This is a genomic window from Teredinibacter franksiae, assembly GCF_014218805.1.
GTDB classification, from domain to species: domain Bacteria; phylum Pseudomonadota; class Gammaproteobacteria; order Pseudomonadales; family Cellvibrionaceae; genus Teredinibacter; species Teredinibacter franksiae.
The window spans coordinates 520,048-545,927 of the sequence record NZ_JACJUV010000008.1; the positions used below are offsets into that span (position 1 = coordinate 520,048).

A 25,880-nucleotide genomic window follows, 5' to 3' on the forward strand; every position below is an offset into this window, starting at 1 on the left:
GGAGTTTCGAAAGCTTTAACCTCAACTAAAAAGTTATCGTTCAAGGAGAATACCCTATGAGCAGACTCGCTCTTGTTACTGGAGGTACACGCGGTATTGGTAAAGCCATTTCAATCACGCTTAAAAGGTCTGGTTACAGGGTGGTAGCCGGCTACGCAAGCAATGATCAGAAAGCTTTAGATTTCCAAGAAATCAATGATATACCCATCTACAAATTCGACGTTGCAGATTTCGACGCATGTAAAGCAGCCATCGAAAAAATTCACTTAGACATGGGGTGCGACATCAGTGTTCTTGTAAATAACGCCGGTATCACCCGCGACAATACTATCCACAATATGACGCCACAATGCTGGCATAAAGTAATGGAAACCAACCTCGGCTCCTGTTTCAACATGTGCAGAAATGTGATTGGCGATATGCGTTCCAATAATTTTGGTCGTATTGTTAATATTGGCTCTATTAACGGCCAAGCAGGCCAGTACGGCCAGGTGAATTATGCGGCGGCAAAATCGGGGATTCACGGGTTCACCAAGGCCTTGGCTCAGGAAGGTGCCAAGCACAACATTACCGTGAATGCAGTCGCCCCGGCTATATCGAAACAGATATGGTACGAGCGGTGCCTGAACGCGTTCTTGAAAAAATTGTGGCAAAAATTCCAGTAGGCCGATTAGGTCAAGCCGACGAGGTGGCGCGAGCAGTGGCATTTTTGGTTGCCGATGACGCTGGTTTTATTACCGGCTCTACCCTGTCGATTAATGGCGGCCAGCACATGTATTAAGCCTAAAAAAAACCCACCGGCACAATGACGAGCCCGTGGGTTTTTGCTTCACTCCGGTATTGCTTCACTCCGGTATTGCTTCACTTCGACATTGCTTCACTTCAATAGTGTGCCGCTCGCTACGAGTACCCATGACGGCGCCGTTTCACCATCACCGCTCGGAAACAGTAGCCGCCTCTCTATGGAAACCCTGCTCTAATCGGCTATCGTTTCAGTTTGCTGCGGCGCTACTTTCGCGGCGGTTTTGATTGCAGGCTTTTTCTTCCCGGTGGCTTTTTCCCCGATGCTTTTTTGGCTTCCGTTTTCGCGGGTTCGGCTGCAACCAAATCACTCCAAGCAGGTATTTCAGGCCAAACCACCGACTCTTGAACCATTTCGACGATTTTTTCTTGGGAATCACTCAGCAGCTCGAACGTATCTTTTGTGCTAGCCGAAACTTTCTCCTGAACGGTTTCCCAATAGCTTTTCTGAGCATCACAAATTGTGTCCATATCCGTTGTGCCCGACAAGCCCTTTGCATGCTCAATTGTGTCAGCCATTACACCACTAACCAGATCTAACTGCTTCTCTCGAATAGTATTCAGCGTTTCCAAGTTTATGGACATAATATCGGTCAAAGGTTTAAACATCGATTCAGTTTGTTCATACATTTTTTCGTACATAACGACGCTCCTTAATGTGTTTTGAGGCTCAGAGGCAGCGCCTACTGAATTCGCCACGCTATAAAGAAAAATAAAGCTATTTGCCCCGGGGCCACGCCCTTATCGGCTAGCCAATAACAACACAGCTCGCGGCTAAACCTTAGGAAACCGAACAAAACAATAGCCTGCTGCAGCGCAATAACGGCAAGAACCTTTCAACCAGAGGCACACGAGCCGACGACACCTTTCTCACCGTAGTAATATCAGCGCGTAAACGCCGGCAATGGAATGAGCAACCACTTTCCGGCATCACCAATCACCTACTCCCGGGTTCGTATCTCGCCGCTAAAGAAAAGCCCGGTCTGGCCGGGCTTGGAGCCCTACACAAAGGCTCGTTCAGGTTGGTTTTACTGCGCACTCCTTGGACCCGTCCATTTATAAACACCCAGCCCTTTAAAGAATGCACCCTGAACAGGGTTACTGAACTACAGCCGCGCTTTTAATCACTTCGCCGGCTTTTTCTTGGGTTGTGGTAAAGATTTCATAGGCTTCCGTAGACGCAGCAACCATCTTCTCCTGAAGACCTTCAACATAAGTTTTTTGCGTTTGGTAAACACCAGAAAAATCTTTTTGAGACCCTATCTCCTTAGCAAAGGCCATGCTTTCATTAACCATGTCAGTTACCAAAGACTTTTGCTTCTCTGCCAGCTCCTCCATCACTTTGGAGTTCAACGAAAGCAGTTCATTCATGGGTTTAAATACGTTTTGAGCTTGTTCGAACATTTTATCTAACATAGGTCTATCCTCCTTAAACACGATTGCTGCACTGCAATATTTACATGTAGTGTAAGAGTGCGAGCCATAGCCGTCAAGAAAATTGACGCGCCGCAGCATATTTTATTAGACGGATTTTATGTTAAAACTTAAGGGGGAAATAACCGGAAGCGATATACCACCCGGCGGAGGAAAATGGCTAAAGATATGCGGGTTAGGGCTCTCGCACTCAACTCAGCCCCAACACCGACATTGTTGGCGTTATTCGGGTTTAGAGGTAGGCTGATCGCCCTCTTCAGAAGGCGTATCTTTACTCTCGGAGGCTCCTGGCTTAGGGGTACCCGCACCGGCAAAGTTCTGCCAAATATTCATGTTTTTTTCCATCATCTGGTTAAACACATTCATCGGCGATGTCGTTTCCATAAACTCCTGCATAACCCCCTGGAACGCATCTTGGCGCTCAAGAAATGCCGACACACTCTGCTCTAAGTATTGCCGCATAAACACTTGCATGTCGGTGCCATAGAATCGAATAAGTTGTTTCAATACTGTTTGCGTCAGTATCGCTTGCTGGTCGCTCGCTTCTTGCTCGCTTATAATTTGCAGGAGAATACTCTTGGTTAAGTCATTCTCGGTTTTTGAGTCGATAACAATAAAATCATCATGCTGCATAACCAGTTCTTTAATGGTTTCCAAGTTAACGTACTGACTTTTAGAGGTGTCGTACAACCGTCTGTTTGGATACTTTTTTATGACTATCACAGTTATCTCTCAACTTGTTTACGAATTAAACTACGTCTTCACTTTTTTGCTCGGCAGGCTCTGTCACCGGTTCGAGGCGGACCTTCACATAGGCTCCAGGCGCATCTTCTACTGGTGTATATTGCTGGCCTCCCATTGCTGGCGGCACTACTTTTTTACCCGCAAACAACACCAACCATTGGTGCCAATCTGTCCACCATGAGCCCTCTTGCTGCTTTGCCCCCGCCAACCACCGCTGGTGATTTTCTGTCATTTTAGCGTTTACCCAGTGCGGATATTTCCCCTTACTTGCCGGATTAACGACACCCGCCACATGACCAGATTCAGTTAACACAAATCGTGTCTCCCCCCCTAACAATAGCGCACTACGATAGGCAGCAGGCCACAATACTATATGGTCTGCCATAGCCGCTAGGCAATACGCAGGGGTTTTAATAGCGTTTAAATCTACAGCAATACCTTTTACGGTAATGCCTCCTGCCTGGACTAAGTTGTTTTCCAAGTACATATTACGAAGATAGTACAGATAAGCAGGCCCTGGAATATTGGTTGAGTCTGAGTTCCAGTAAAGAATATCGAAAGGGGTGGGGTCTTTACCTTTGAGGTAATTATCGATGAAGAAAGACCAGAATAGGTTGTTTTCCCTCAACAAGCTAAAGCTAAGGGAAAGAATACGTCCGTCCAAAAAGCCCTTCGACTCAACCACCTGTTCAATAAGTGGATACATTTGTTCTGAAATAAAATTACCGACCTCACCGGGCTCAGAGAAATCGAGCAATGTTGTCAAAAAAGTCAAAGACTTTATGCGCGTATCCCCTTGAGACAAGAGCCAGGCCTGCGTCACCGCCAACAGGGTGCCGCCCACGCAATAGCCCGCCAGATTAATCTCGCTGTTACCGGTGACCGACTCGACAACGTTCAGCGCAGCCAATACCCCGTGACCGACATAATCGTCAAACTCTAAGCCCTTCAACGACTCATCGGGGTTCACCCACGACACCATAAATACGGTATACCCCTGTTCTACCAACCAACGAACGAGGGATTTTTTTTCATCCAAATCCAGTATGTAATATTTGTTGATAAAAGGTGGGATAATCAGCAGCGGAGTTTCGTAAACGTGTTCTGTAGAAGGAGAATACTGAATTAACTGTATTAACTTATTTTGATAAATAACTTTTCCCGGCGTATAAGCCAAGTCTTCTCCAAGCGTGAAGGCATCCAGATTAACTTGATTGATTTTAAATGCCTCGGTAGGACTATTGTCCAAATCCCGCATAAAATTATCGATGCCCTTAGCGAGGTTTTCTCCCTCGGTGGCCAATATCTCACGGCAGACTTCGGGATTTGTTAATACATAGTTACTCGGCGCCATGGAGTTTATAAACTGACGGGTATAAAACCTCACCTGCTCTTCCAGCTTTTTATCGTCAAATTCGAGCGTGTCCACCATTTGATGCATGTATTCAGCATTTAATAGGTAGGCTTGCTTTATGTAACTAAACATTGGGTTGCCGCTCCAATCACCATCGACAAAGCGTTTATCATCCTTTTCTTCAACTACAACCGGCTCAACCGGCTGCCCCATCATAGCCCGCGCCGCGTTTTGTAAAAGCTCCTGCTGTTTTTCCATAAAATGCAGCTGCTGCTTAACAAATTGCTCGGCATTAACTTTAACGTTGGGTAGCTTGGCGGTTCCGCTGTCCAGTTTGGGCGAAGAGTTCTGCGCCAACACATCGGCACTGAATTGGCTGCGCACAATGCGTTGCACAACCTCTTTCATCATGTCGTTAAACACGCCACCAAATTTATCTAAATATTGCAATACTTCGGTACGCTCCTGGTCGAGCATAGCGTATAACTCCTTTTTAAAGACCTCGCACTATTTAATGGTCCAGCCGCCATCCAGCACTATAGATTGCCCTGTTAAATTTTTCGCTGCCGCAGAAAGTAAATATTTAACCGTTTCAGCAAGCTCATCCATTTCGATAAACGCTTTTTTTGGCATGGGTTCAAGCATGATTTTATTGATGACCTCAGCTTCCGACATGCCATGCTCCTTCGCTTGCTGCGCTATCTGCTTTTCTACAAGTGGGGTTTTTACATAGGAAGGGCAAATAGTATTAATGGTGATATCAAACTCGGCCGTCTCTAAAGCCACCACCTTGGAAAAGCCCAAAATACCGTGCTTTGCTGCCACATACGCGCTCTTATAGGGTGAAGCAACAAGCGCGTGAATGGAACCTATGTTGACAATTCGACCAAAGTTGCGCACTTTCATGCTAGGTAACAGCGCTCGGGTTAGCATTGCTGGCCCAACCAGCAGCACCTCGGTAAGCAAGCGCCAACGGTCTGCTGGAAAAGCCTCCAATTTCGCCACATATTGAAGGCCCGCATTATTAATTAATACGTCTATATCACCAACAGCCTCAACGACTGAATCGATCGCCGCTTGAGAGGATACATCTAACGCCAGCGACCGAGATTTGTGGCCCTGCGCGCAAATTTCGCTGCTTACGGCTTTTGCCGCATCCCAATTTAAGTCGGACACAACAACCTCAACCCCGGTAGCCGCTAGTGCCATCGCGAGAGCCCTGCCGATACCACTGCCGCCACCAGTAATTAAAGCTTTCTTTACAGCAGTAACACTTTCTTCGACCATCGCTAAACCCTCCCCCACACACGAATAAAGCATTGTACTCCTGGCGAGGGTTACACCGTTATGTCTAAGCGGCTATTAATTGATCCATCTAAGGGGTCACCCCATTAATTGCTTACGGCCTCTGGCTTTGCCTGCGGTTCATGCGCAAAACAAATTTACAGACACGCTGATAGGCTGTTGAAAATTTTAACCTTATAAATGAATCGCAGGCAAAGCCCCGAAGGGCGCGCAGAGGGTAAAACCAATGAATAGAGGTGCCCTAAGTAAGTACAGCTTCCTGGCTAGTCAACATTTCCTTGGTGAATGCCAATAGGCTAGAGCTACCTACCGCCACCTGCACATCGACAGGAATTTCATAGAGCAACCAGTCGACCGACCAACGGGACGCCATACCCGGCAAAATAGCCCGAAACGCGCCCTGCTGTTCTATTTCTATGTACGGATTCTGGTTGTCTGCATGGGCGTAAATTTCCACTTCGGCTTCGCCGGGAGCAATTTCGCTTATTTCAACTTGAGGGAATTTTTTCAAAAACAATAGACCCTTATTCACATTCGCCAACCAACCCTCGGTGTGATTGGCAAATATTTTGGGAATACCGGTTAATTTCTTGGGATTATACTCGTACCAATAGTGTCCATGAGCAAACACCGCATTACAGGTTGAGTGGATCTCTGGCGCGCCCAGTGAAGAATAAAAAGTAACGCCACCTGCTGTTCGGCTAATTTCCCAAGGGGCCATGGTGATAATACTATCGGTCTCGTTAACGATGGCATATTCAACCCGTATACCCTCATTTATCGGGCGAATGGTTTTTGTCAGGCGTATGCCCAAACTTTCATCCAGCTCACTTCTTACCGCTAAACATTGAGCAGAATGCTTAAGCAAGTCATAGCGAGATTCATCCAAGACTTTCGGTGGGGGCCAGCCCCACAGAGATTGGGGCGATGGCCAAAAGGTTGATCCAGTTTGAATGCCTTCCGCTAGGAGCGCATTTTGAGAATTGTATTCGAATGATGTAATTCGACCACCGTTTAGGCTTAATGAAATTTGTCGGCCACAGGAAATCAGTTTTAACGCGTTCTGCTTAATATCCACGCAAACTCCTAACGCACAGATTCCTTCCCTGAAGATAACTGCTCAACCTCAACAATCAACAAAAGTCAGCCACCGCACATTGGCCACTTTTGTCAGAGAATAGAATTTTTTATTGTTATCATTTTCGTCGCCCCGCTTTTCAACACGGAGAAACGGTCTCGGCAAGTCTCGTTGCTCCCGGCTGTTTATAACAGCCAATCGAGCAGAAAACAAATCCGACTGAAAACATGAAATAACACGCCACCATTCCCCTGTATTTGCTCAATAAAGGGGCAGAATTAGGGGTAACCGCTCACCCAATCCAGCTGTCAGATAGGTAGCAACCATTAGGGGTAGGTAAGTTGATCAACATCAGTGCAACCAGTTTTTTTATTCAAAATGCTGCTAATTATTTCAATATCTCCTAAAATGGCCGCCGCTCGTGACGATTGGTATCCGCTTCGTTTACCGGAAGAATCTTTTCTGGGGGTGACTGACCATGCACATAGCACATCTGCATGGTCAGCGCATAACAAAAGATTTTTTTCTAGTAACCAATGCTGGAATGACGAGAGCTAAAAGGTCAAACATAAGGCCTAACAAGCGCCACAGAGTTAACAGTTACTAACCAAAGGAGTGTCTGTACGAGCCTATGGCTCTGGAATGCCATTCAAAAGCATATAGGGAGTGCACTGCAATCCACATCTGTAGCGCCAAAACACCTCCACACATAACGCGCCTCCCAAAGCGGCTTCCACCAGACCTTATATAACTACAAAAATTAAGTAAGCATTAAGGCGGCAGTTTCATGCAATTATCGACTCTGGATATCTCCATTATCTGCTTCTATCTCGCCTCTACAATTGTTATTGGCTTGATATTGAAGAGAAAAGCATCAAAAAATCTCGACTCCTATTTCCTAGGCGGCAAGACTTTACCCTGGTACATGCTGAGCCTTTCCAACGCTTCAGGCATGTTCGACATTTCCGGTACCATGTGGCTCGTTACTCTACTATTCGTATACGGCCTGAAAAGTATGTGGATTCCGTGGTTGTGGCCAGTCTTCAACCAAGTGTTTCTCATGGTATTCCTCTCGCTCTGGCTGCGACGCTCAAACGTACTAACAGGTGCCGAGTGGATTCGCACCCGCTTCGGTGATGATCTAGGGGGCAAGCTTTCCCACGGTATCATTGTTGCCTTTGCGCTTATCAGTGTACTGGGCTTCCTCGCCTACGGGTTTGTGGGTATCGGTAAATTCATGGAAATTTTCATTCCATGGGAAAACGTATCGCCGTATGTACCCTTCGAAGTATCCGCACAATATGTACCGCACCTCTACGGCATTGTATTTACGTCAATCGCAACGTTTTACGTAATGCTCGGCGGTATGCTGAGTATTGTTTGGGCTGACCTGCTGCAGTTCACCATCATGACGGTTTCAGCGGTAATCATTGCCGTGATCGCGATGAATAATGTGTCGCCGGAAGCCTTCAACGCCGCCGTGCCGGATGGCTGGACCAACCCCTTCTTTGGCTGGGAGTTAGGCTTAGATTGGACAAAAACCATTCCTGAAGTGATGAATAAAATTAACTCTGATGGCTACGAGCTGTTCAGCATTTTTGTCATGATGCTGCTGTTCAAAGGGGTGCTTATCAGCGCCGCTGGCCCAGCCCCCAACTACGATATGCAAAAAATTCTCGCCACCAAATCTCCTCGAGAAGCGGCGAAGATGAGCGGGTTTGTGTCCGTAGTACTTATGCCTATTCGTTACTTAATGATCGCCGGCTTTACCGTTCTTGCCCTGGTGTTCTACTCCGAGCTCGATTTGCAATCCGGCGCCGATGTGGACTTCGAAAACATTTTGCCCGCCGCAATCAAGCAGTTCGCACCGGCTGGGGTAATGGGTTTACTTCTCGCGGGGCTACTAGCGGCCTTTATGTCCACCTTTGCCTCAACCGTTAACGCGGCACCGGCTTACCTTGTTAACGATATATACAAGCGCTACATAAACCCTGAAGCTTCAGCGAAAAAACTCATACACATGAGCTACGCCGTGTCGGTTGGCGTTGTCTTAATTAGTACGTGCATTGGCCTTTTCGTATCTAGTATTAATTCGGTATTACAGTGGATCGTATCCGGTTTATGGGGCGGCTACACCGTGTCTAACGTGCTTAAGTGGTATTGGTGGCGATTCAATGGCATGGGCTACTTCTGGGGCATGCTCGTGGGTATTCTCTGCGCATTGGTCGTGCCGCCTATCCTCTCGGCTATTTTCCCAGGCACACCTGGCGACATACTGCCGCTTTACAGCTTCCCGGTTATTTTAGTTGCCTCTTCTCTGGCCGCGGTATTCGGCAGCATATATACCGAACCAGAAAATGAAGAACGACTGAAAGAGTTCTATAAGAAGGTTCGCCCCTGGGGCTTCTGGAAACCAGTACACGACATGGTTGCCGCCGAAAACCCTGGGTTCACCCGAAACCCCAATTTCGGTCGAGACATGCTCAATATCACCATTGGTATTGTGTTGCAAACCTCGCTAGTAGCCTTGCCAGTATTCTTTGTTATTAGGGAATTTTACTCCGCCGCCATTACTGCTGCCCTCGCCGCTGGCGCTGGTTTGATTCTATGGCAAACCTGGTACAAAAAATTATGCGACTGGCCAGAAGAAGAAATGGCTCGCGAGCAGTCTGCGAAAGCAAGGGCCGCTGAATAATACGGTGCAAAATCGGCTTTCAGGTTTTTCCTTCAGCATAACAAATGCTGCAATGGGAAAAACCTGGGGGCCGCTGCTACCTGCGCAGAGCAGTGCAGTCACCAACGTATTCACAAAACCAACATTATAATAAGAAAAAATAGAGCGTTGCGAGCAAGCGATTTTAACCTCTTGCTCAAACCGCTCTCATTATTTTAATTACCAAAATCACTAGCTAAGGTACTAACTGAGATGAAATTTGGCCATTTTGACGACGTCGCGAAAGAATACGTCATCACCAACCCCCAAACTCCTTACCCATGGATAAACTATCTGGGCAACGAAGACTTCTTCAGCCTTATGTCCAACACAGCAGGCGGCTACACTTTTTATAAAGATGCCAAGTTCCGTCGACTCACCCGCTACCGCTACAACAATATCCCCGTCGATAACGGCGGAAAATATTTTTATATTAACGACGGTGGCGACGTTTGGTCTCCAGGCTGGAAACCCGTAAAAGCTGAGCTCGACAAATACTCCTGCGCACACGGCATGAGCTATACCCGCATTACCGGAGAGCGCAATGGCGTTGAAGCTGAGGTCACTTACTTTATTCCGCTAAAAACCTGGGCGGAAGTTCAAAAAGTAAAATTGACCAACAAGTCGAGCGAAACCAAAAAACTGAAGTTTTTCTCTTGGGCCGAATGGTGCCTGTGGAATGCTGAAGACGATATGCAAAACCTTCAGCGCAACCTATCCACCGGTGAAGTAGAAGTGGAAGATTCCGTTATCTACCACAAAACAGAATTTAAAGAGCGTCGCAATCACTATGCGTTCTACTCGGCAAACACGGCTATTCAAGGCTTCGATACCGATCGCGATATATGGAAAGGTCTGTACAACGACTATGACCGCCCCGACGCTGTATTTGAGGGTAAGCCTCGCAACTCCGAAGCCCACGGTTGGTCTCCCTGTGCGTCGCACTACATTGAGGTTGAATTAGCGCCGGGCGAAGAAAAAGACCTGATCTTTGTACTCGGCTACATCGAAGTAGAGCCAGAGAACAAGTGGGAAAGCAAAGGTGTTATCAATAAAGAGCCAGCAAAAGAACTGATTGCCCGCTTCGACACCGTCGAAAAAGTGAATGCCGAACTGACCAAACTCAGTGATTACTGGACGGACCTACTGTCAACGTATTCGGTTGATTCTGGTGATGACCGACTCGACCGCATGGTGAATATCTGGAATCAATACCAGTGCATGGTGACATTTAACATGAGCCGCTCGGCCTCGTTTTTTGAAACCGGTATTGGCCGCGGCATGGGTTTTCGAGATTCCAGCCAAGATTTAATCGGCTTCGTGCATCAAGTACCGGAACGTGCCAGAGAGCGCATTATCGATATTGCCTCAACACAGTTTGAGGATGGTTCTGCCTACCACCAATACCAGCCCCTAACAAAGCGCGGCAACGACACTTTAGGTGGCGGCTTTAACGACGACCCCCTATGGCTAATTCTGTCGACAACAGACTACATCAAAGAAACCGGAGACTTCGGCATTCTTGATGAACAAGTGCCATACGACAACGACGAAAGTAAAGCCACCAGCCATTACGAACACCTGAAGCGCTCGTTCTACTTCACGGTTAATAATTTGGGCCCCCATGGTCTTCCACTCATCGGGCGCGCCGATTGGAACGACTGCCTGAACCTCAACTGCTTCTCGGAAGACCCTAACGAATCCTTTCAGACCACCGGCAACAAGAAAGGCTTCACCGCTGAATCCTTAATGATTGCAGGTTCCTTTGTTCTGTACGGAAATGAATTTATCAAACTGTGCAAAACCATCGGCAAGGAAGACGATGCAGCTGAAGCCCAAAAACATGTTGACGCGATGATAGCCGCCGTTAAAAAAGACGGCTGGGACGGAGACTGGTACCTGCGCGCCTACGACTATTACGGCAAGAAAATCGGCTCTAACGAAAACGAAGAAGGTAAAATCTTTATTGAATCACAGGGTTTCTGTGGCATGGCCGGTATCGGTCAGGAAGACGGCTTAGTACAAAAAGCCATGGATTCAGTAAAAGAGCACCTCGACAGCGATTACGGCATTGTGTTGCAGCAACCCGCGTTTACCAAGTACTACATCGAGTACGGGGAGATATCCACCTACCCAGCAGGGTACAAAGAAAACGCAGGTATATTCTGTCATAACAACCCTTGGGTCATTATTACGGAAGCACAGCTGGGGAACGGCGATCGGGCTTTTGAGTACTACAGCAAAATCGCCCCCTCCTATCTAGAGGATATTAGCGACCTACATAAAGTTGAGCCCTATGTTTACTGCCAAATGATTGCCGGTAAAGATGCCTTTAAGCCCGGCGAAGGTAAAAACTCCTGGCTGACCGGTACCGCTTCGTGGAACTTCGTTGCCATTACCCAGTACATACTCGGGGTTAAACCGGAGTACAACGGGCTAGCCGTTAACCCAAGTATCCCTAGCGCATGGAGTGGCTTCAAAGTGAACCGTAAATTCCGTGGCACTCACTACAATATCGAAGTGAAAAACCCGAATAACGTTAGTTGCGGGGTTACCTCCTTAATGGTAAACGGAGAGCCTGTAGACGGTACTTTAATTCCCCTGCAAGCAGAGGGAATCACCGTGGACGTAGTCGTTACTATGGGTTAAACATTCCAATCAATTCAACACATGAGCCCTGGCAATTACCAGGGCTTTTTTTTGCATGGTGCAACACCACCTCCGGTGCGTGCAAATAAGTAACACCCCTCACCATACCTCAGCCCATTATTCTCTAATGGCATATAAAATGCTTAATAATGGCGTTAATATAACCCTTTAAAAGGTTATTGATTAAAAATTCCTCATTCGATAACAAAACAATCTAGCCGGAATGTAACTTTGGGTAACACTGATCGAGATGAATGTGTAACATACTCACATCTTATCTACAGCCACCCAACAAGAGTCTTACCCATGAAAGCAACTGTACTTATTTCAGCCCTGATAGTAACCCTGGCCGCACCTTTCGCCTCAGCCTACTCCATTGTCGACACCCAGCTTATTACAGGTACTGTTGAGAAAGTAGACGTACAAAACAACCTTTTAGTGATTAACAAAAACTTTGGCAAGCCTGAAGCCGTTCAGCTTCCAGCCAATGCTAACATTGAGCTTCAAGGTAAAACCGCCAGCCTATCGGCTTTAGAATCGGGCGATAAAGTGCGAGTTGCACGTACAACACTTACGCCTACCACCAAAGAGATTAGCGGTGAAATTGTTCGCTTAAATCGATCCGATAACAGCGCATCTATTCGTACAGATGCTGGCAAATTAGTCAAAGTAAAATTTGGTGACAAGCTGCGCGTCCACGGTATCGTTGAATCAAACTCAATCGATAGCCTACGCAAAGGCCACTTGGTGTCTTTTGGTAGCACCAAGTAAAGCAAACCACTACCCCATACGCCCAAAAAGCCCGCATTTGCGGGCTTTTTCGTTTCTTCACGCCTACCATTTGTGACACATCATTTAACCAAACATGAATGGTGCAGCCTCCCTAAAAAGCCGGTTATACTGCCTACGGCCTTTGTAACCGATTACCAAAATCGGACGCCACTTACTCTAGAATGTTCCAATAACAATAATATTAGTAAGAGACACCATGCCTAACACACGTAAAATTGACCCCACACAAGTGATTCCATTACAGGAAAAATTCGGCTACGCCCTCGGCGATTTCGCCTCGAACCTATTCTGGATGCCCTTCATTCTATACGGCACTTATTTTTATACCGATGTATTTGGCATATCCGCCTTATCCGTTGGCACAATGTTATTCGTTACACGTATTTGGGATGTGATCAATGACCCACTCATGGGCATCATCGCCGACCGAAACAAACCAAAAGAAGGTGTTGGAAAGTATCGTCCGTTTTTATATTGGTTCGCCGTACCCTTTGGCTTAGTGGGCGCAATAGCCTTTTTTACGCCCGACCTTAGCCCCCAGGGTAAGCTCATCTATGCCTGGGTTACCTACGTTGCCTTTGGCATGATTTACACGATTATTAATATCCCTTATTCGGCGCTTATGAGCGTCATGTCCAAAGAGCCGTCTGAACGAAACAGCACAAGTTTTTTCCGCATGATTGGGGCGCAAAGTGCCGGACTTCTTGTGGCCAGCAGCCTGATGACTTTCGTCGCGATACTCGGAGGCGAAAATGTACAACGAGGCTTCTTCTTGACCATGGCAATCTTTGCCGCTATCTCCGTGATCAGTTTTTTCCTCACCGGTAAACTGACCCGAGAACGAGTCAAGCCCGAACCCAAAAAAGATGGCGAACTCAGTAAAGACATGTCCGCTATTTTCACCTGTATCCCCTGGTGGATTCTGTTTTTCGTTGCTTTTTTTACCATTGCCGCTTTTACCATTCGCTTTGGTGTAGCAGCCTATTATTTTAAATACTATGCAGACCCAATTGCCGTAGAAGCATGGAACATCGGCTTTATTAAAGGTGGTGCCGTTAGCGCATTCTTCTTTTTTGGCACCATTTCCTCTCTGCTTGGGGTTTTAACATTCAGCTTTATAACTAAGGTCGTCGACAAGAAATCAATGTACTTTGTACTAATTCTTGTTTCTGGTTTGATCTCAACCTATTTTTACTACATCCCCAATACAGACATCACCACCATCATCATTACCCAAGCTGTATTTTCATTTTTAACAGGACCAACGGCCGCCATTATGTTCGCTATGTATACCGACATTGCCGCTTATATAAAACACCAAACCGGCAGTGACTCCGCAGGCTTAGTGATGTCTGCCGGCTCCCTTTCACAAAAGTTTGGCTGGGCCGTTGGCGGTTCGGTTACCGGGGTTCTCCTAGGGCTTGCTGGCTACGAAGCGGATCAGATTCAGCCCGAAAATGTGAAAGCGATTATGAGTATTATGATGAGCTGGGCCCCGATGGGCGCCTGTGTTCTCGGCGCGCTAGCTATGCTTGCCTACCCCTTGAATGACAAGAAAATGCGTGTCATTACGGATGAACTCGCCGCTCGAGAAAACTCGGAGTGAAACACCTTCTCCCCGGCTGATAACCGCCCGACCGGGGTTATATGAATGATGGATACAGTGTTAAATTACGCTAAACCCAACCAATGCTCACAACACACATTGCAGATTTTGAGCAATGTGTGTTGTGAGAAAACTCGATTATTGCTTAATCTTGCTCTATTGTTGGTTGCCGATAAACCTTGTCTGCCAGTGTAATAAACTGTTCTTCAGTCACCCCAGCCCTCAATTGAAAACGTTCATCAACTAACGTCATATTGTAGGCTGGCGCGCTGCGAAAATCGGGAGGAAACAATACCCCAAGCGACTCCGACATAACGGGAAGAAATGCGATTGTAGCGGCTACCCCCACAGATACACCCTTACCCAAGTGCATGGTTTGCGTGCAAGATACAAAGATAACACCCGCGACCAACAAGAAAGTAACCAACATTGAAAAATATTGGACCGACAACAACCAACCAAGGTTAAAATTATAAGCCCCCATACACATTTGAAAGAAGCCGTCGAACACTAGCATTAACATCAACAAATTCATATTCAACAGAAAACGCCCATCGACACGCTGTAATCGAGCAACCGTCATCCATAAGCCACCGTAACAAACAGCCGCAACAACAAAAATAACGACTGCATTTAGCTCTTTAAGTAATTTTTCGGAGAAAGGATCAATTAAGTAAGCTTCCCGTAGCGTAATAATCGTCGCTACCGCGATGGTCAGTACAGTCACCCAAAAAGTACTCAATGAGGTATATAACGGCTCCAAAGAAGACAGTTTTAGCGACGCCGAAATTCTGTAGCTCTCGTCTCGTAAACGAATATTGGTTTTCCCCAGAGTAAGTACTTTACCTAGGGCGAAGGTAATCGATTTACCGGCTTCAATTTTGACTTTACTACCATTGGCTTTAGTACCGTTAAGTGCGCCTAAATCCGTCGCCACAAACTCAGACGAATCGGTATTAACTTCAACACGTAAATGACTCGATTCCATATAGGGATCTTGTAAAATAAGATCGTTACCGTAGCCGCGACCAATTGTTATGCAGTTTTTCTGAAAAGAATGCACTTCCATAACACGACCAGATTTCGTCACTATCTCTACTATCATTGCCAATCTACCTGCTTAATGAAACGCGCCAAAAAGGCATTTGATTTATCTTTGCTTACACCGGAAAGACAAAAATGTTCCATAAGCGCTTTATTGCCTTTGTTCAGGGTAACCCCCATATAAAAAACATCGTATAAATTAGGGTATTTTTTATAGGCTCTAGCACAGTACGCGGTTTTACGTCGAATACCGTTGTCCTTCATTTGTACGATGTCATCTACACAGGTAAAATTCTCAACATCGTCTTCCCCAGCTCTATTAGACGGTCTCCCACGGGAAAACTCCTGTGTCGCATAGCGATAAAACGCCGGTTCTGGCCAATCTTCACCCTCTAAGTAGCGAAACTCATATTCGAAAAATCCCGAGTTAAGCTCCCGAGAAACATAAATCGATTGACGACTATTACAGGTTTTCACCACGGTCAAAATATTTTTTTTATCGTCTGTATCGCTCTGTCCCCAGCAGTGAAACCCCGGGTGTACTTTACCTGTAACAGTAGCCCCCGAAAGCTCATCCAAAGGCCATTCCCGTGAATTAATTTCATCAATAATCGCATCAGTTGCCGCAGAAATTTGTACACCAATGCTTTTCTGAAGCTCTTTGTAAACAGACATTGGTGCCGCCCCTTGCGCCTCGGTATCCAAAGGTGACAACCCTACACGTCCATACGCTGCAGGGCCTAACACACCCTGCAGAAGGTCCGACAATTTATTGGCCGGCACCAGAAAGCCAACCTGATTTCCCGCCGTTTGCACATTAACCCCCACAACTTTACCGCTGGCATCGATAGTGGGTCCACCACTCATCCCTGGGTTCAGCGCACCGGAAAAGTGGATCCTGTCGAATACGTAATCGTCCACCAGGCCATTGTAGTTACCCTCCACTATTGTCATACCAATGTTGTGCGGATTACCAATAGAGTACATTTTCTCGCCTTTGGACGGCAATTTTTCTCGTAACGCCAGAGGCTCCCCCGACTGCGGTATACTCAATACCGCTAGGTCGTTGACAATATCAATGGCTTCAACCTCAAGCTCAATTTCTTGTTCATTTTTTTCAATGATAATTTTGTATTCTTCTGGCTCGAGAACAACCGAAGACACAACGTGATAATTCGTTGCAAAGTGTTGACCATCGCCAACGTAAAACCCACTGCCCGAACTATTTAAGTTTTTCGATTTAACATTAATAATACGCACTTGATAAATGGAGGAACCAAATTGCGCAAACGCCTGCTCAGCCTTGCCCCTTACTTGCTCCTGCCCCACGGCAAGGCAACTCACTGAAAGCAGACTTAAAAATAAGATTGCTTGAAAACGGCGGAATACTACGGCTTGCTGTATGTCCAAAAATTACCTTCCAGTCCGGAAAGCCCGGTTAACATATAAAACAAAATTATACTGCCCATAGCAACAGCTGAACTTCACTTGGGCAAAGAACTCGATAATATAAGCCGCCCCTAGTGAAGTAAAGCCAAGTATAAGTCGGCGACAGCTGCGTGCAGCTGGCTTATAATTGGCAAGCCTCTGTCGAGGCTTTCAGTGAAAAAACGGCTACAAGAGAGCCTCTATAAGGGCAGCTCACAAAGAATGAGCGACTAACCATAAAAATACCGCTAACTAAAAAGTGCCACTAGCCAAAACGTGCCACTTACTATAAGAACAATAGTACATACATTATCCACTAAGGTTGCTAAGCGAGAACAACATGAAATACGGTTATTTCGACGATCAAAACCGTGAATACGTCATCACCCAACCCAACACGCCACGCTCTTGGACTAATTACCTAGGTTCAACCGAGTATGGCGCGGTTATCACCAACAATGCTGGTGGTTACAGCTTTTACAAATCAGCTGCACAGGGCCGATTCACACGCTATCGCTCCAATGCCATTCCCATGGATCAGCCCGGTCGAAACATTTATATTCGGGACCAAGATTCTGGCGATTTTTGGTCCAATGCCTGGCAACCAGTGGGTAAGTCACTTGACCAATTTAAAAGTGAATGCCGACACGGCACGGCCTATACAACCCTTCAGTCTGAGTATGCAACAATAACAACCAACACCACTTATTTTGTTCCACAAAATGAAACACACGAAATTTGGCACACCCGTGTAACCAATACCGGTGACAGTCCACGAAAACTGCGCCTGTTTACGTATGTCGAATACACCAACAACTGGAACCTGACTAACGACCTTCTTAACCTGCAGTATTCGGCCTATATCGTGAATATGTCGGTGAAAGACAACATCATCGATCACGGTACAAATGTAAGTATGGATCCAAACCCAGAAAACTTTGAGGATTCAGACCAAGGGCGCCATACATTCCTAGCCGTGGCCGGTGTAGACGTGAGTGGTTTCGATACCGACCGTGAAAAATTTATTGGCCCCTACCGCAGTTATCACAACCCCCTGGCAGTGGAACGCGGCGAGTGCAGTCAGTCGCTTGCCGTTGCCGATAATGGTTGCGGCAGCCTACAAATTGATATTGAGCTGCAGCCTGGAGAAACCAAAGCGTTTAGCGTCATCATGGGAATTGGTCGAGCTGAGTGCGAAGGCGTTGCCGCGCGAGAAAAGTACGCAAAAACAGAAGTTGTAGAAAAAGCCCTTACCGCCGTGAAAAGCTATTGGCATGCACGGCTCAATAACTTCAGTGTGGAAACCCCCGACGCCGAACTGAATAGCTTTTTTAACACATGGAATCCCTACAATTGCTTAGTTACCTTCGCGTGGTCACGCGCAGCCAGTTTAGTGTACAACGGCGAACGCGATGGCCTAGGTTACCGCGACACCGTGCAGGACATGCTTGGCACGCTGCATTCGATTCCAGAGGAAGCACAGCAACGGCTTGAACTAATGATTACCGGGCAAGCCTCTACCGGTGGCGCCATGCCCGTGGTAAAACCCTACGCACACTCACCGGGGAAAGAAAAATGCCCGGCTGAATCCGAGTATCGCTCCGATGACAGCCTATGGTTATTCAATACCATTCCCGCACTGGTGAAAGAAACCGGTGATTTTAGTTTTTACAATAAGGTATTACCTTATGCCGACAAAGGCGAAGACACCGTACTCGGGCATTTAAAGCGTGCAATCGAATTTAGCCTTACCCGCCTGGGTAAGCACGGCTTACCTTGCGGACTACTGGCCGACTGGAACGACTGCCTAGTACTGGGCCATGATGGCGAAACTGTATTTGTTGCCTTGCAACTAAGGTATGCGCTAGCGAGCTATATCGAAATTTGCGCAATGAAAGGAAATCTGACTGAGGACATTCAATGGGCCGAAAAACACCTGCAAATACTTGACAATAATCTTAGCGAGCACGCCTGGGATGGCCAGTGGTACCGCCGAGCCTTTCGCGTCGATGGATTTGTCTTCGGTTCAAAGAACAACGAAGAAGCATCCATTTTTCTAAACCCTCAAACCTGGTCTGTTTTGAGCGGCCACGCGTCAAACGAAAAAGCACACCTAGCGATGAACAGCGTAGAACAGCGGCTAGCGACCGATGCGGGATTAATGGTTCTAGACCCACCGGTAACTAAACTCGACCCAAAAATTATGCGTGCGCGCTTGTTTAACCCCGGCATGAAAGAAAACGGCGCCGTTTTCTGCCACACCCAAGGTTGGGTTGTTATGGCCGAAGCTATGCTCGGTAACGGCAACCGCGCGTACCGGTATCTGCGCACTTTTATGCCCGCAGCATTTAACGAAAAAGCCGACGTGCGTGAAAGTGAACCCTACGTTTTTTGCCAGAGCACTCACAGCAAATACAGCCCGCGCTACGGTGCCTCTCGTCTGCCTTGGTTAACCGGTGCGGCTACATGGGCCTATCACGCAACATCGCAATACATGCTGGGTATTCGGCCCGAATATGAAGGCCTTAGAATCGAACCGTGTATCCCTTCTCACTGGCAGGGGTATACAGCCACGCGCGTTTTTCGCGGAAAGGTATTTAACATAACGGTTAAAAACCCCGGCAATGTCGAGAAAGGCATTATTTCAGTAACGCTTAACGGAGAAACACTCGACGGTAACCTAATCGAGGTAGAACACTGCCCGCTAGAAAATGAAGTAGTGGCGTTAATGGGCTAAGGTTGCATCGCCGTAAGGTGGTATTGAGCGATAATATGGGCAACAACATGTCGAGAACATCTGGCTTTTGTTGCCCTACAAAATTTTCATTAATCCACGGCTAAGGGGTTAGGTGTTTCATCTACCACCAACACGTCTACCCCCGAAAACCCGTATGAATATCGCCCCCTACTATCCGCTATGCCTGAAAGGCATTTTAATCAAAACCACAATCTTCATTTCAGGGCACTTGAATTAATACCGGTGCCCTTATTTATGTGGCTCACACTGACGTTGATGCCTGCGGGATTTATCCATTACAATTTCTGGCACACTCAAACCCAGAAAAACAACAATAAGGTTCAAAACCAATAATATACTGCCAAAATCTCCTGCTTTATTCACTACAAATGCCACTCCCTGTGCAAAACTCATGGCCTCACTTACCGTAGATACAATAACAACCAGTATAAAAGGTAATACCACCGTAGCGGCAGTTGCGAGAGTAATCGCCTTCAGTAGCCGCTGAACTATTTGAAAATTAAGTTCCAGCGTATGGCCTCGTAATTCTTGCTTGTCGCCAACATCGGCATGGGTTTCCTGCGCCCGTCTCCAGAAATGCCATAAACTATTTTTGAAAATTAAAGGAGCACTGCCGTTTTCACAATCAGCTTTCATCATTTCAGTATCCTTTTTCTGAGTATGCTATTGGTGTAACCTAGGCAACAACGGCCTATAGCTTGCCAATTTCGTCACTAAGCTGAAAACGTGGTGAGGTTACGTAAGCTTCTAGCTTTCTCAACCGACCTTCTACTTTAGTGAAACGGTCGTGCACACTATTAAAAACTGCTTTTCGCTCATAGGTATTATTGAACTTTGACTTCAATTGCCCAGCATTGTCCGTTAAAGTTTTAGGGTCGTCGCGGAGCACGAAGTAGGCTACCCAATAGGCAATGAACGCAACCTGAAGCGTAAAGAACAAACAGGTAATCGCAATAATCCTTACGAGGATAACATCAACATCAAAATAATCTGCCAGACCCGCACAAACACCCCCTATGACGCCTTTGCGGCGATTGCGATAGAGTTTTTTCTCACTGCGAAATTCGCTCATATCCCGTGCCTCCAATTGGGGTCCTGCTTGTCGAGAATAGACTCTAGAGTCTCGATTCTATTCTCCATTTTGTCGGCCATGGCAAGCAGCTCTTCAATTTTTCGCTTGTCCGCTTCAGACTCCTGCGGACGCGGCTTGCTTTTTTGCTTGTAGTGCATATACACCCAAATTGGGGCTACAAACAGGCAGAAAAGAATGAGGGGCGCTTCCAATACGCCAATTAATTGATGCAACATCTGAGGGCTCCCTACTTAGTCTCTTGTGATTTTGATTCTACTCTTTTCTTTAGTGCGGCTAATTGAGCTTCAACTTCATCATTCTTAGCAAGTTGCTCAATTTCTTCCGATAAGGATTTTTTACCCAAATCCATAGATTCAGCGCGACCTTCGAGTTCGTCCAGTTTACGCTCGTAACCTTCAAGCTTGGACAATGTTTCCTCTACAGAGCCACCTTGAAGCACCATACGCACTTTAAGTTTCGAGCTTGCTGTTTTTTGCCGGGCTACAAGGGATTTCTGTCGGGCCTTGGCCTCAGCAATTTTTTGCTGTAACTGGGTAATTTCACCTTCCAGCGACTGCAAGCCTTCCTCTATAGCCTCAAGCTCGGCTTCTACACCAACACCATCGTTAATGAATTTCAGCCTCTCAGCTAAGGCGCCCTTGGCGAGATCTTCGCGTTCTTTCTTAATCGCCAGCTCGGCTTTTAGTTCCCAAGCATCGGATTGATCCGCGAGCCACTGCTTACGGCGCAACAGTTCTTTTTTATCGGCAATCGCTTTTGCTGATACGGTGCGAACCTCCACCAGTGTTTCTTCCATTTCCTGAATAATGAGGCGTACCATCTTTTCTGGGTCTTCAGCCTTATCCAGAAGAGAGTTAATGTTAGAGTTAATAATGTCTGAAAATCGGGAAAAAATGCCCATATCCTATTTCTCCTTGGCGCCAGTTGTATCTTTTGTCCAGCGCACACTGTGAATTAATTTACTGGGTTCGCGTTAACTATTACAGTTTCCATGCCAACCCTGATAAAAACCGCTAACCTATTGTTTTATATGGTTATATTTTAAAATCCTCAACATTCACACAAATTAACGATATAAGCGATATGGCCAACTATAAAGAAAATCACCTAACCATTAGCGAAACACGCCACGGTTAACACTTGAAGAGAATAAACAAAGAAATGTAGTGGAGACTGACGCCAGCCGAAAGCTTCGACTACACCTGCATCAACTCAATCCAACTTAGCTCGACTTAACTAAGAGGGGGCACGCAGGTCGGCAGGTTTATCAATGTCTTGTATAACGCCCACACAGGACGTAGAAAACAGCTCAAGCCTATCTTTATGGTCTTTGAGAATGCTCGCTGCGCCACTATCACCCTGCAGAGCCGTCAGCGCGCCGAAAAATTCGCCAGAAAAGAAAACCGGGTGCCCCCTGCGCCCCTTATAGGCAGGAGCCAGTATTGAGTGCTGCGGCCCCTGCTGGGCTATTTGCTGATATACGTGCTGAGAAATATAGGGCATATCCGCGAGGCAAATAATCCATCCACCCCACGCAGGATTCGCCTGAACACCAAAGGCGATTGAGTCTCCCAAGCCCGGCGAATTCCCAGGGTAGACAATGCTACGGGTAACCTGTGGGGCCAGTGAACCTTCCACGCTTTTATTCGCACCGGAATACACCACACACACACGACAAGAAACAGACGATACGGCCCCTACAACCCTCTGCAGCATGCTTTGCCCATTAACCACCGGTGTAGACAGCTTGCAGTCTGCGCCGAAACGCCGAGATTGACCTGCGGCCATAATCAGAAACCCTGGTGCTTGGTTGTTACTCTTGGACATGTCGTTTCGCTTCGCTGACCAAATGCGCGGCTATGCTGATGGCAATTTCGGCGGGTGTTTTACTGCCAATGTCGAGCCCAATGGGCGCATGCAACCGGTTCAGTTGGTCGTGGTTTATATCAAGTACAAGCAGTCGTTTTTTACGTGCCGCTGTCGTTCTAACAGACCCCATTGCACCAATATAGTAAGCATCACTCGACTGCATTGCCTCCATCAGCGCCATATCATCCAGCCGAGGGTCATGGGATAACGCGACAATGGCCGAATTATGATCGCTAAAATGCTGTTCAATTACGCCATCGGGATAACAACCGTAATAACTATAACCAGAGTCGTTCCAGCCAGTAGCAGCCAAAACCGGGTCACAAATACTGACATCAAAATCAAGTGAATATGCATAGCTTGCCAAGAACCGTGCAATATCGTTGGCACCCACGATTAGCAGCTTGCGCGTTGGCCCCAGATAAACCACGGCCTGCGTTTCAGACGCCTGTAATCGATGCGGTAATGTGCTGGTAAACGACCACTCACCCGTATACAAGTCAATGGTACGGCTTACCCCGCTACGTAAATTTAACAATTCACGGATATCACCCCACCGAGCGAGATCATCCACATTCAACTTTTCCAACAGCACCCTCAAAATAGCACCGCAGGGTAATTTTACCGCGCCATTCTGCTGAGGATCTTCACCGTAAGATAAAATGCGGGGGCCGCCATGAACGAATTCACCCAACCTCAACTGCTCGAGTAATCGCTCTTCAACACACCCCCCCGAAACGGAGCCGACCACACCTCCGGACTCACTCCAAACCATAATGGAACCCGGCGGCCTAGGTGAGCTGCCCCAAGTGGACAATACCGTCACTAAATAACAATGCTCACTTTTTCCCAAGTTTTGACACAGCGATTGCAGAACAGCCTGACTGGAAGATAAAAGCATGAGCGGAGTATCTCTTTTATTTTTATGGGCGGAAGAGAGTATTGTGCACCGCTGATGTGAAATTGATGTAAAAGGGCACGGCTATTCATTAGAGGTGCCCTGATGGCAAACAATAGTTCCCCCCACAATAAACCTGTTTGCGCAGCAGAACATACGTACCGCTAGTCCTCCAGCCAACTTATCGCAGCACGACCACGGGTAATGTCACTTAACTGTTTGGCACAGGCCATTTTCTTATCGTCAGCCACCTGTACACGCAGTATTACCCCGGTACTGTAATCGCTCCCAAACACCTCAGCCCCTATTTCAGCGAGCACATGCCGAACAGTGGCCTCATCAGCAAATGCTATGTCAATCTGGCATTCAGACGTTGGCACTTGGGTAACAAAGGTGGCCATATCTAACGCTTGGGAAACCGATGCACCGTAAGCTCTAACGAGCCCACCCGCCCCCAGCTTTACACCGCCGAAATAGCGCACAACAATAGCGACACTATCGCCCGCTCCACGATGAGCTAAAACATTCAGTATAGGTTTACCGGCTGTACCGGCAGGCTCGCCGTCGTCACTGTAGGCTTGTGTCACCGGCTGTAAAGGGTCACCGACCAGGTAGGCCCAACAGTGATGCCTGGCGTCGGGGAAAAGCTTTACAAGCTCTTGCAGATGCGCCATCGCTAGCGCTCGCGACGTTACGGGGAATAAATGACAGATAAAGCGGCTGCGCTTTTCCACAAGCTCAAAGACTACGGGCTGCGCTAATTGTTGGTAGGGAGAGCGCATAAGCCTAACTAACAGCGCTATTTTTTCTGACGATCAGGCGCTGGAGCGCCGATGTGATCGTAACCGCGCTCTCGCGCGAGTTTCATTTGTTTTTGACGCTCCATAAAGCGAGCTTTTTGGGAATCAGTAAGCGTATCGTGACAGCGTGGGCAAGCAACCCCATCAATGAATTGTTTTGACTGCTTATCTTCATCAGTAATAGGAAAACGACACCCATGGCAAAGCTCGTACTGGCCTTTTTCTAACTGATGATTGACGGTTACCCGATTATCGAAAACGAAACACTCACCCTTCCACAGAGTATTGTCCGCGGGTACCTTTTCCAAATAATTCAGAATACCGCCCTTTAGGTGATACACCTCCTTGAACCCCTGTTCTTTTAAATAAGCCGTGGATTTCTCACAGCGTATACCGCCGGTGCAAAACATCGCCACCTTCTTGTTTAGTTCAGGGTTTAAATTACGCGCCACATACGCCGGAAGCTCTCTAAAGCTTTCAGTGTTGGGATTAATGGCCCCCTCAAACGACCCCACCTCACACTCATAATCGTTTCGGGTATCGATAACGGTCACGTCTGGGTCGCTAATAAGCGCATTCCAATCTTTCGGCTCAATATAGGTGCCCACCGATAAGTTAGGGTCTATGCCCTCCACTCCTAGCGTTACTATTTCCTTTTTAAGTTTTACTTTCATCCGGTAAAACGGCTGTACCTCGTCAAACGACTCCTTGTGCTCCACTCCCGATAAACAGCGGTCACTGTTTAAATAGTGGAACAACGTGTCGATGGCGCTACGTGAGCCAGAAACAGTGCCATTTATACCTTCGGAGGCGAGCAGTATGGTTCCCTTAATACCCTCGGCTATACAAAGCTCAAGCAGGGGGCGCTGTAGCGCCTTGTAGTTAGGCAATGAAACAAATTTATAAAGCGCAGCAATAACAATTTCGGACATACAAGCTCAAGTGATTAAAAAAGGTCAAAATAGAGATTAAAAAGTGCGCGGCATTTTACGCCAACAACGAAGATACCGCACCTAAGGTCAGACATTAGATTTACGGCTTCCGGCACATTCAGGAGACATAGGAGCAGCGCCCTGCCTCTCCAGCCACTGATTGGGCGTATACAAATGCAGCGCCAGTGCATGCACCCCCGAGCTTAGCTCTTGTTGAAGAACCCCATATACCGCCTGATGCCGTTTTACCGGGGGCAGGCGCTCAAAGTCGTTTGAAACCAAAATCACCTTGAAATGCGTCTCCGAGTTGGCCGGTACGCTATGCATATGGCTCTCGTTAAGCAACTCAAGGTGAACCGGCGAAAAATGCTGCTTCAATTTGCTTTCGATGATCTGAAAATGACCACTCATCTAGACCTACTCCATTTTCTATGTGACAGGCATCACATTTTGCATTACGATAACAGTAGTTAGTACCAGTTTTTATAAGTAATAGCTAATTAATGAGTACCAACACTTGGGGCGGAGTTAACACTCCCTAATTTTGTATCCACGGCATCAACAGCACTAATTTCAAAATAT

The 25,880-nt window shown here is 47.0% G+C and carries 22 protein-coding genes and 1 pseudogene; 6 read left to right on the top strand and 17 right to left on the bottom strand.

Annotation, left to right across the window (positions count from 1 at the left end; translation table 11 throughout):
• Positions 1-56: 56 nt before the first annotated feature.
• Positions 57-781: pseudogene (phbB, locus tag H5336_RS21860) on the top strand (acetoacetyl-CoA reductase).
• Between the two features lie 227 nt (positions 782-1,008).
• Here phbB and H5336_RS21865 read toward each other — a convergent pair.
• The 6 genes from H5336_RS21865 to H5336_RS21890 form a co-directional block, all read right to left on the bottom strand.
• Positions 1,009-1,443, bottom strand: a complete 435-nt coding sequence (locus H5336_RS21865) for a phasin family protein (RefSeq protein WP_185236570.1) — start codon at positions 1,441-1,443, stop codon at positions 1,009-1,011.
• Between the two features lie 456 nt (positions 1,444-1,899).
• Positions 1,900-2,217, bottom strand: a complete 318-nt coding sequence (locus H5336_RS21870; RefSeq protein ID WP_185236571.1) for a phasin family protein — start codon at positions 2,215-2,217, stop codon at positions 1,900-1,902.
• Positions 2,218-2,457: 240 nt separating this feature from the next.
• The gene (gene phaR / locus H5336_RS21875) at positions 2,458-2,958 is read right to left on the bottom strand and encodes a polyhydroxyalkanoate synthesis repressor PhaR (RefSeq protein WP_185236572.1); all 501 of its coding nucleotides are present in this window, start codon (positions 2,956-2,958) and stop codon (positions 2,458-2,460) included.
• A gap of 25 nt (positions 2,959-2,983) precedes the next feature.
• On the bottom strand, positions 2,984-4,810 hold the full coding sequence (locus H5336_RS21880) for a PHA/PHB synthase family protein (RefSeq protein WP_185236573.1): 1,827 nt from the start codon (positions 4,808-4,810) through the stop codon (positions 2,984-2,986).
• 30 nt (positions 4,811-4,840) lie between these two features.
• Entirely contained in the window at positions 4,841-5,653 is an 813-nt protein-coding gene (locus H5336_RS21885) for a 3-hydroxybutyrate dehydrogenase (RefSeq protein ID WP_246439470.1), read from the bottom strand.
• Positions 5,654-5,879: 226 nt separating this feature from the next.
• Positions 5,880-6,716 (bottom strand): DUF4380 domain-containing protein, encoded by an 837-nt coding sequence (locus tag H5336_RS21890; protein WP_185236575.1) that lies wholly within the window; start codon positions 6,714-6,716, stop codon positions 5,880-5,882.
• Between the two features lie 787 nt (positions 6,717-7,503).
• Here H5336_RS21890 and H5336_RS21895 point away from each other — a divergent pair.
• The 4 genes from H5336_RS21895 (at position 7,504) to H5336_RS21910 (ending at position 14,476) form a co-directional block, all read left to right on the top strand.
• Entirely contained in the window at positions 7,504-9,411 is a 1,908-nt protein-coding gene (locus tag H5336_RS21895) for a sodium:solute symporter family protein (protein ID WP_185236576.1), read from the top strand.
• A gap of 231 nt (positions 9,412-9,642) precedes the next feature.
• The gene (locus H5336_RS21900) at positions 9,643-12,078 is read left to right on the top strand and encodes a glycoside hydrolase family 94 protein (RefSeq protein ID WP_185236577.1); all 2,436 of its coding nucleotides are present in this window, start codon (positions 9,643-9,645) and stop codon (positions 12,076-12,078) included.
• A 306-nt stretch (positions 12,079-12,384) separates the two neighbouring features.
• Entirely contained in the window at positions 12,385-12,849 is a 465-nt protein-coding gene (locus H5336_RS21905) for a hypothetical protein (RefSeq protein WP_185236578.1), read from the top strand.
• Between the two features lie 217 nt (positions 12,850-13,066).
• A complete protein-coding gene (locus H5336_RS21910) occupies positions 13,067-14,476 on the top strand; it encodes an MFS transporter (protein ID WP_185236579.1) in 1,410 nt (469 codons plus the stop codon).
• A 145-nt stretch (positions 14,477-14,621) separates the two neighbouring features.
• On the opposite strand, the gene H5336_RS21915 is transcribed toward H5336_RS21910, so the two are convergent.
• Positions 14,622-15,581, bottom strand: coding sequence for an FHA domain-containing protein (locus H5336_RS21915; RefSeq protein ID WP_185236580.1), 960 nt, complete (start codon positions 15,579-15,581; stop codon positions 14,622-14,624).
• A complete protein-coding gene (locus H5336_RS21920; RefSeq protein ID WP_185236581.1) occupies positions 15,578-16,930 on the bottom strand; it encodes a S1 family peptidase in 1,353 nt (450 codons plus the stop codon). The genes H5336_RS21915 and H5336_RS21920 overlap by 4 nt, the downstream gene beginning before the upstream one ends.
• Before the next feature lie 358 nt (positions 16,931-17,288).
• Here H5336_RS21920 and H5336_RS21925 point away from each other — a divergent pair, with 358 nt between their 5' ends.
• Positions 17,289-19,685 carry a glycoside hydrolase family 94 protein gene (locus H5336_RS21925; protein WP_185236582.1) on the top strand — a complete coding sequence of 799 codons (2,397 nt, stop codon included), beginning with the start codon at positions 17,289-17,291 and terminating at the stop codon, positions 19,683-19,685.
• Positions 19,686-19,934: 249 nt separating this feature from the next.
• Here H5336_RS21925 and H5336_RS21930 read toward each other — a convergent pair whose 3' ends face one another.
• The 9 genes from H5336_RS21930 to H5336_RS21970 form a co-directional block, all read right to left on the bottom strand.
• A complete protein-coding gene (locus H5336_RS21930) occupies positions 19,935-20,345 on the bottom strand; it encodes a hypothetical protein (RefSeq protein ID WP_185236583.1) in 411 nt (136 codons plus the stop codon).
• 52 nt (positions 20,346-20,397) lie between these two features.
• Positions 20,398-20,778 (bottom strand): envelope stress response membrane protein PspC, encoded by a 381-nt coding sequence (gene pspC, locus H5336_RS21935; protein WP_185236584.1) that lies wholly within the window; start codon positions 20,776-20,778, stop codon positions 20,398-20,400.
• Entirely contained in the window at positions 20,775-21,014 is a 240-nt protein-coding gene (gene pspB / locus H5336_RS21940; protein WP_185236585.1) for an envelope stress response membrane protein PspB, read from the bottom strand. Before pspB ends, pspC begins: the two co-directional genes overlap by 4 nt.
• A gap of 11 nt (positions 21,015-21,025) precedes the next feature.
• Positions 21,026-21,700 (bottom strand): phage shock protein PspA, encoded by a 675-nt coding sequence (gene pspA / locus H5336_RS21945; RefSeq protein ID WP_185236586.1) that lies wholly within the window; start codon positions 21,698-21,700, stop codon positions 21,026-21,028.
• A 335-nt stretch (positions 21,701-22,035) separates the two neighbouring features.
• Complete coding sequence (locus H5336_RS21950; protein WP_185236587.1) at positions 22,036-22,626, bottom strand: nucleotidyltransferase family protein; 591 nt, start codon at positions 22,624-22,626, stop codon at positions 22,036-22,038.
• Positions 22,613-23,569 (bottom strand): XdhC family protein, encoded by a 957-nt coding sequence (locus tag H5336_RS21955; protein ID WP_185236588.1) that lies wholly within the window; start codon positions 23,567-23,569, stop codon positions 22,613-22,615. The genes H5336_RS21950 and H5336_RS21955 overlap by 14 nt, the downstream gene beginning before the upstream one ends.
• Before the next feature lie 161 nt (positions 23,570-23,730).
• Positions 23,731-24,348, bottom strand: coding sequence for a YigZ family protein (locus tag H5336_RS21960; RefSeq protein ID WP_185236589.1), 618 nt, complete (start codon positions 24,346-24,348; stop codon positions 23,731-23,733).
• Positions 24,349-24,365: 17 nt separating this feature from the next.
• Positions 24,366-25,298: an oxygen-dependent tRNA uridine(34) hydroxylase TrhO gene (gene trhO, locus H5336_RS21965; protein WP_185236590.1), complete on the bottom strand. Its 933-nt coding sequence runs from the start codon at positions 25,296-25,298 to the stop codon at positions 24,366-24,368.
• A gap of 87 nt (positions 25,299-25,385) precedes the next feature.
• The gene (locus tag H5336_RS21970; protein WP_185236591.1) at positions 25,386-25,709 is read right to left on the bottom strand and encodes a BolA family protein; all 324 of its coding nucleotides are present in this window, start codon (positions 25,707-25,709) and stop codon (positions 25,386-25,388) included.
• Positions 25,710-25,880 lie beyond the last annotated feature (171 nt).

Bases quoted from the DNA above. Each gene is read 5' to 3' on its own strand.
- H5336_RS21865 (WP_185236570.1), bottom strand. From the start codon at position 1,443: ATGTACGAAAAAATGTATGAACAAACTGAATCGATGTTTAAACCTTTG.
- H5336_RS21870 (WP_185236571.1), bottom strand. From the start codon at position 2,217: ATGTTAGATAAAATGTTCGAACAAGCTCAAAACGTATTTAAACCCATG.
- H5336_RS21880 (WP_185236573.1), bottom strand. From the start codon at position 4,810: ATGCTCGACCAGGAGCGTACCGAAGTATTGCAATATTTAGATAAATTT.
- H5336_RS21885 (WP_246439470.1), bottom strand. From the start codon at position 5,653: ATGCTTTATTCGTGTGTGGGGGAGGGTTTAGCGATGGTCGAAGAAAGT.
- H5336_RS21895 (WP_185236576.1), top strand. From the start codon at position 7,504: ATGCAATTATCGACTCTGGATATCTCCATTATCTGCTTCTATCTCGCC.
- H5336_RS21900 (WP_185236577.1), top strand. From the start codon at position 9,643: ATGAAATTTGGCCATTTTGACGACGTCGCGAAAGAATACGTCATCACC.
- H5336_RS21905 (WP_185236578.1), top strand. From the start codon at position 12,385: ATGAAAGCAACTGTACTTATTTCAGCCCTGATAGTAACCCTGGCCGCA.
- H5336_RS21910 (WP_185236579.1), top strand. From the start codon at position 13,067: ATGCCTAACACACGTAAAATTGACCCCACACAAGTGATTCCATTACAG.
- H5336_RS21915 (WP_185236580.1), bottom strand. From the start codon at position 15,581: ATGATAGTAGAGATAGTGACGAAATCTGGTCGTGTTATGGAAGTGCAT.
- H5336_RS21925 (WP_185236582.1), top strand. From the start codon at position 17,289: ATGAAATACGGTTATTTCGACGATCAAAACCGTGAATACGTCATCACC.
- H5336_RS21930 (WP_185236583.1), bottom strand. From the start codon at position 20,345: ATGATGAAAGCTGATTGTGAAAACGGCAGTGCTCCTTTAATTTTCAAA.
- pspC (WP_185236584.1), bottom strand. From the start codon at position 20,778: ATGAGCGAATTTCGCAGTGAGAAAAAACTCTATCGCAATCGCCGCAAA.
- pspB (WP_185236585.1), bottom strand. From the start codon at position 21,014: ATGTTGCATCAATTAATTGGCGTATTGGAAGCGCCCCTCATTCTTTTC.
- pspA (WP_185236586.1), bottom strand. From the start codon at position 21,700: ATGGGCATTTTTTCCCGATTTTCAGACATTATTAACTCTAACATTAAC.
- H5336_RS21950 (WP_185236587.1), bottom strand. From the start codon at position 22,626: ATGTCCAAGAGTAACAACCAAGCACCAGGGTTTCTGATTATGGCCGCA.
- H5336_RS21955 (WP_185236588.1), bottom strand. From the start codon at position 23,569: ATGCTTTTATCTTCCAGTCAGGCTGTTCTGCAATCGCTGTGTCAAAAC.
- H5336_RS21960 (WP_185236589.1), bottom strand. From the start codon at position 24,348: ATGCGCTCTCCCTACCAACAATTAGCGCAGCCCGTAGTCTTTGAGCTT.
- trhO (WP_185236590.1), bottom strand. From the start codon at position 25,298: ATGTCCGAAATTGTTATTGCTGCGCTTTATAAATTTGTTTCATTGCCT.
- H5336_RS21970 (WP_185236591.1), bottom strand. From the start codon at position 25,709: ATGAGTGGTCATTTTCAGATCATCGAAAGCAAATTGAAGCAGCATTTT.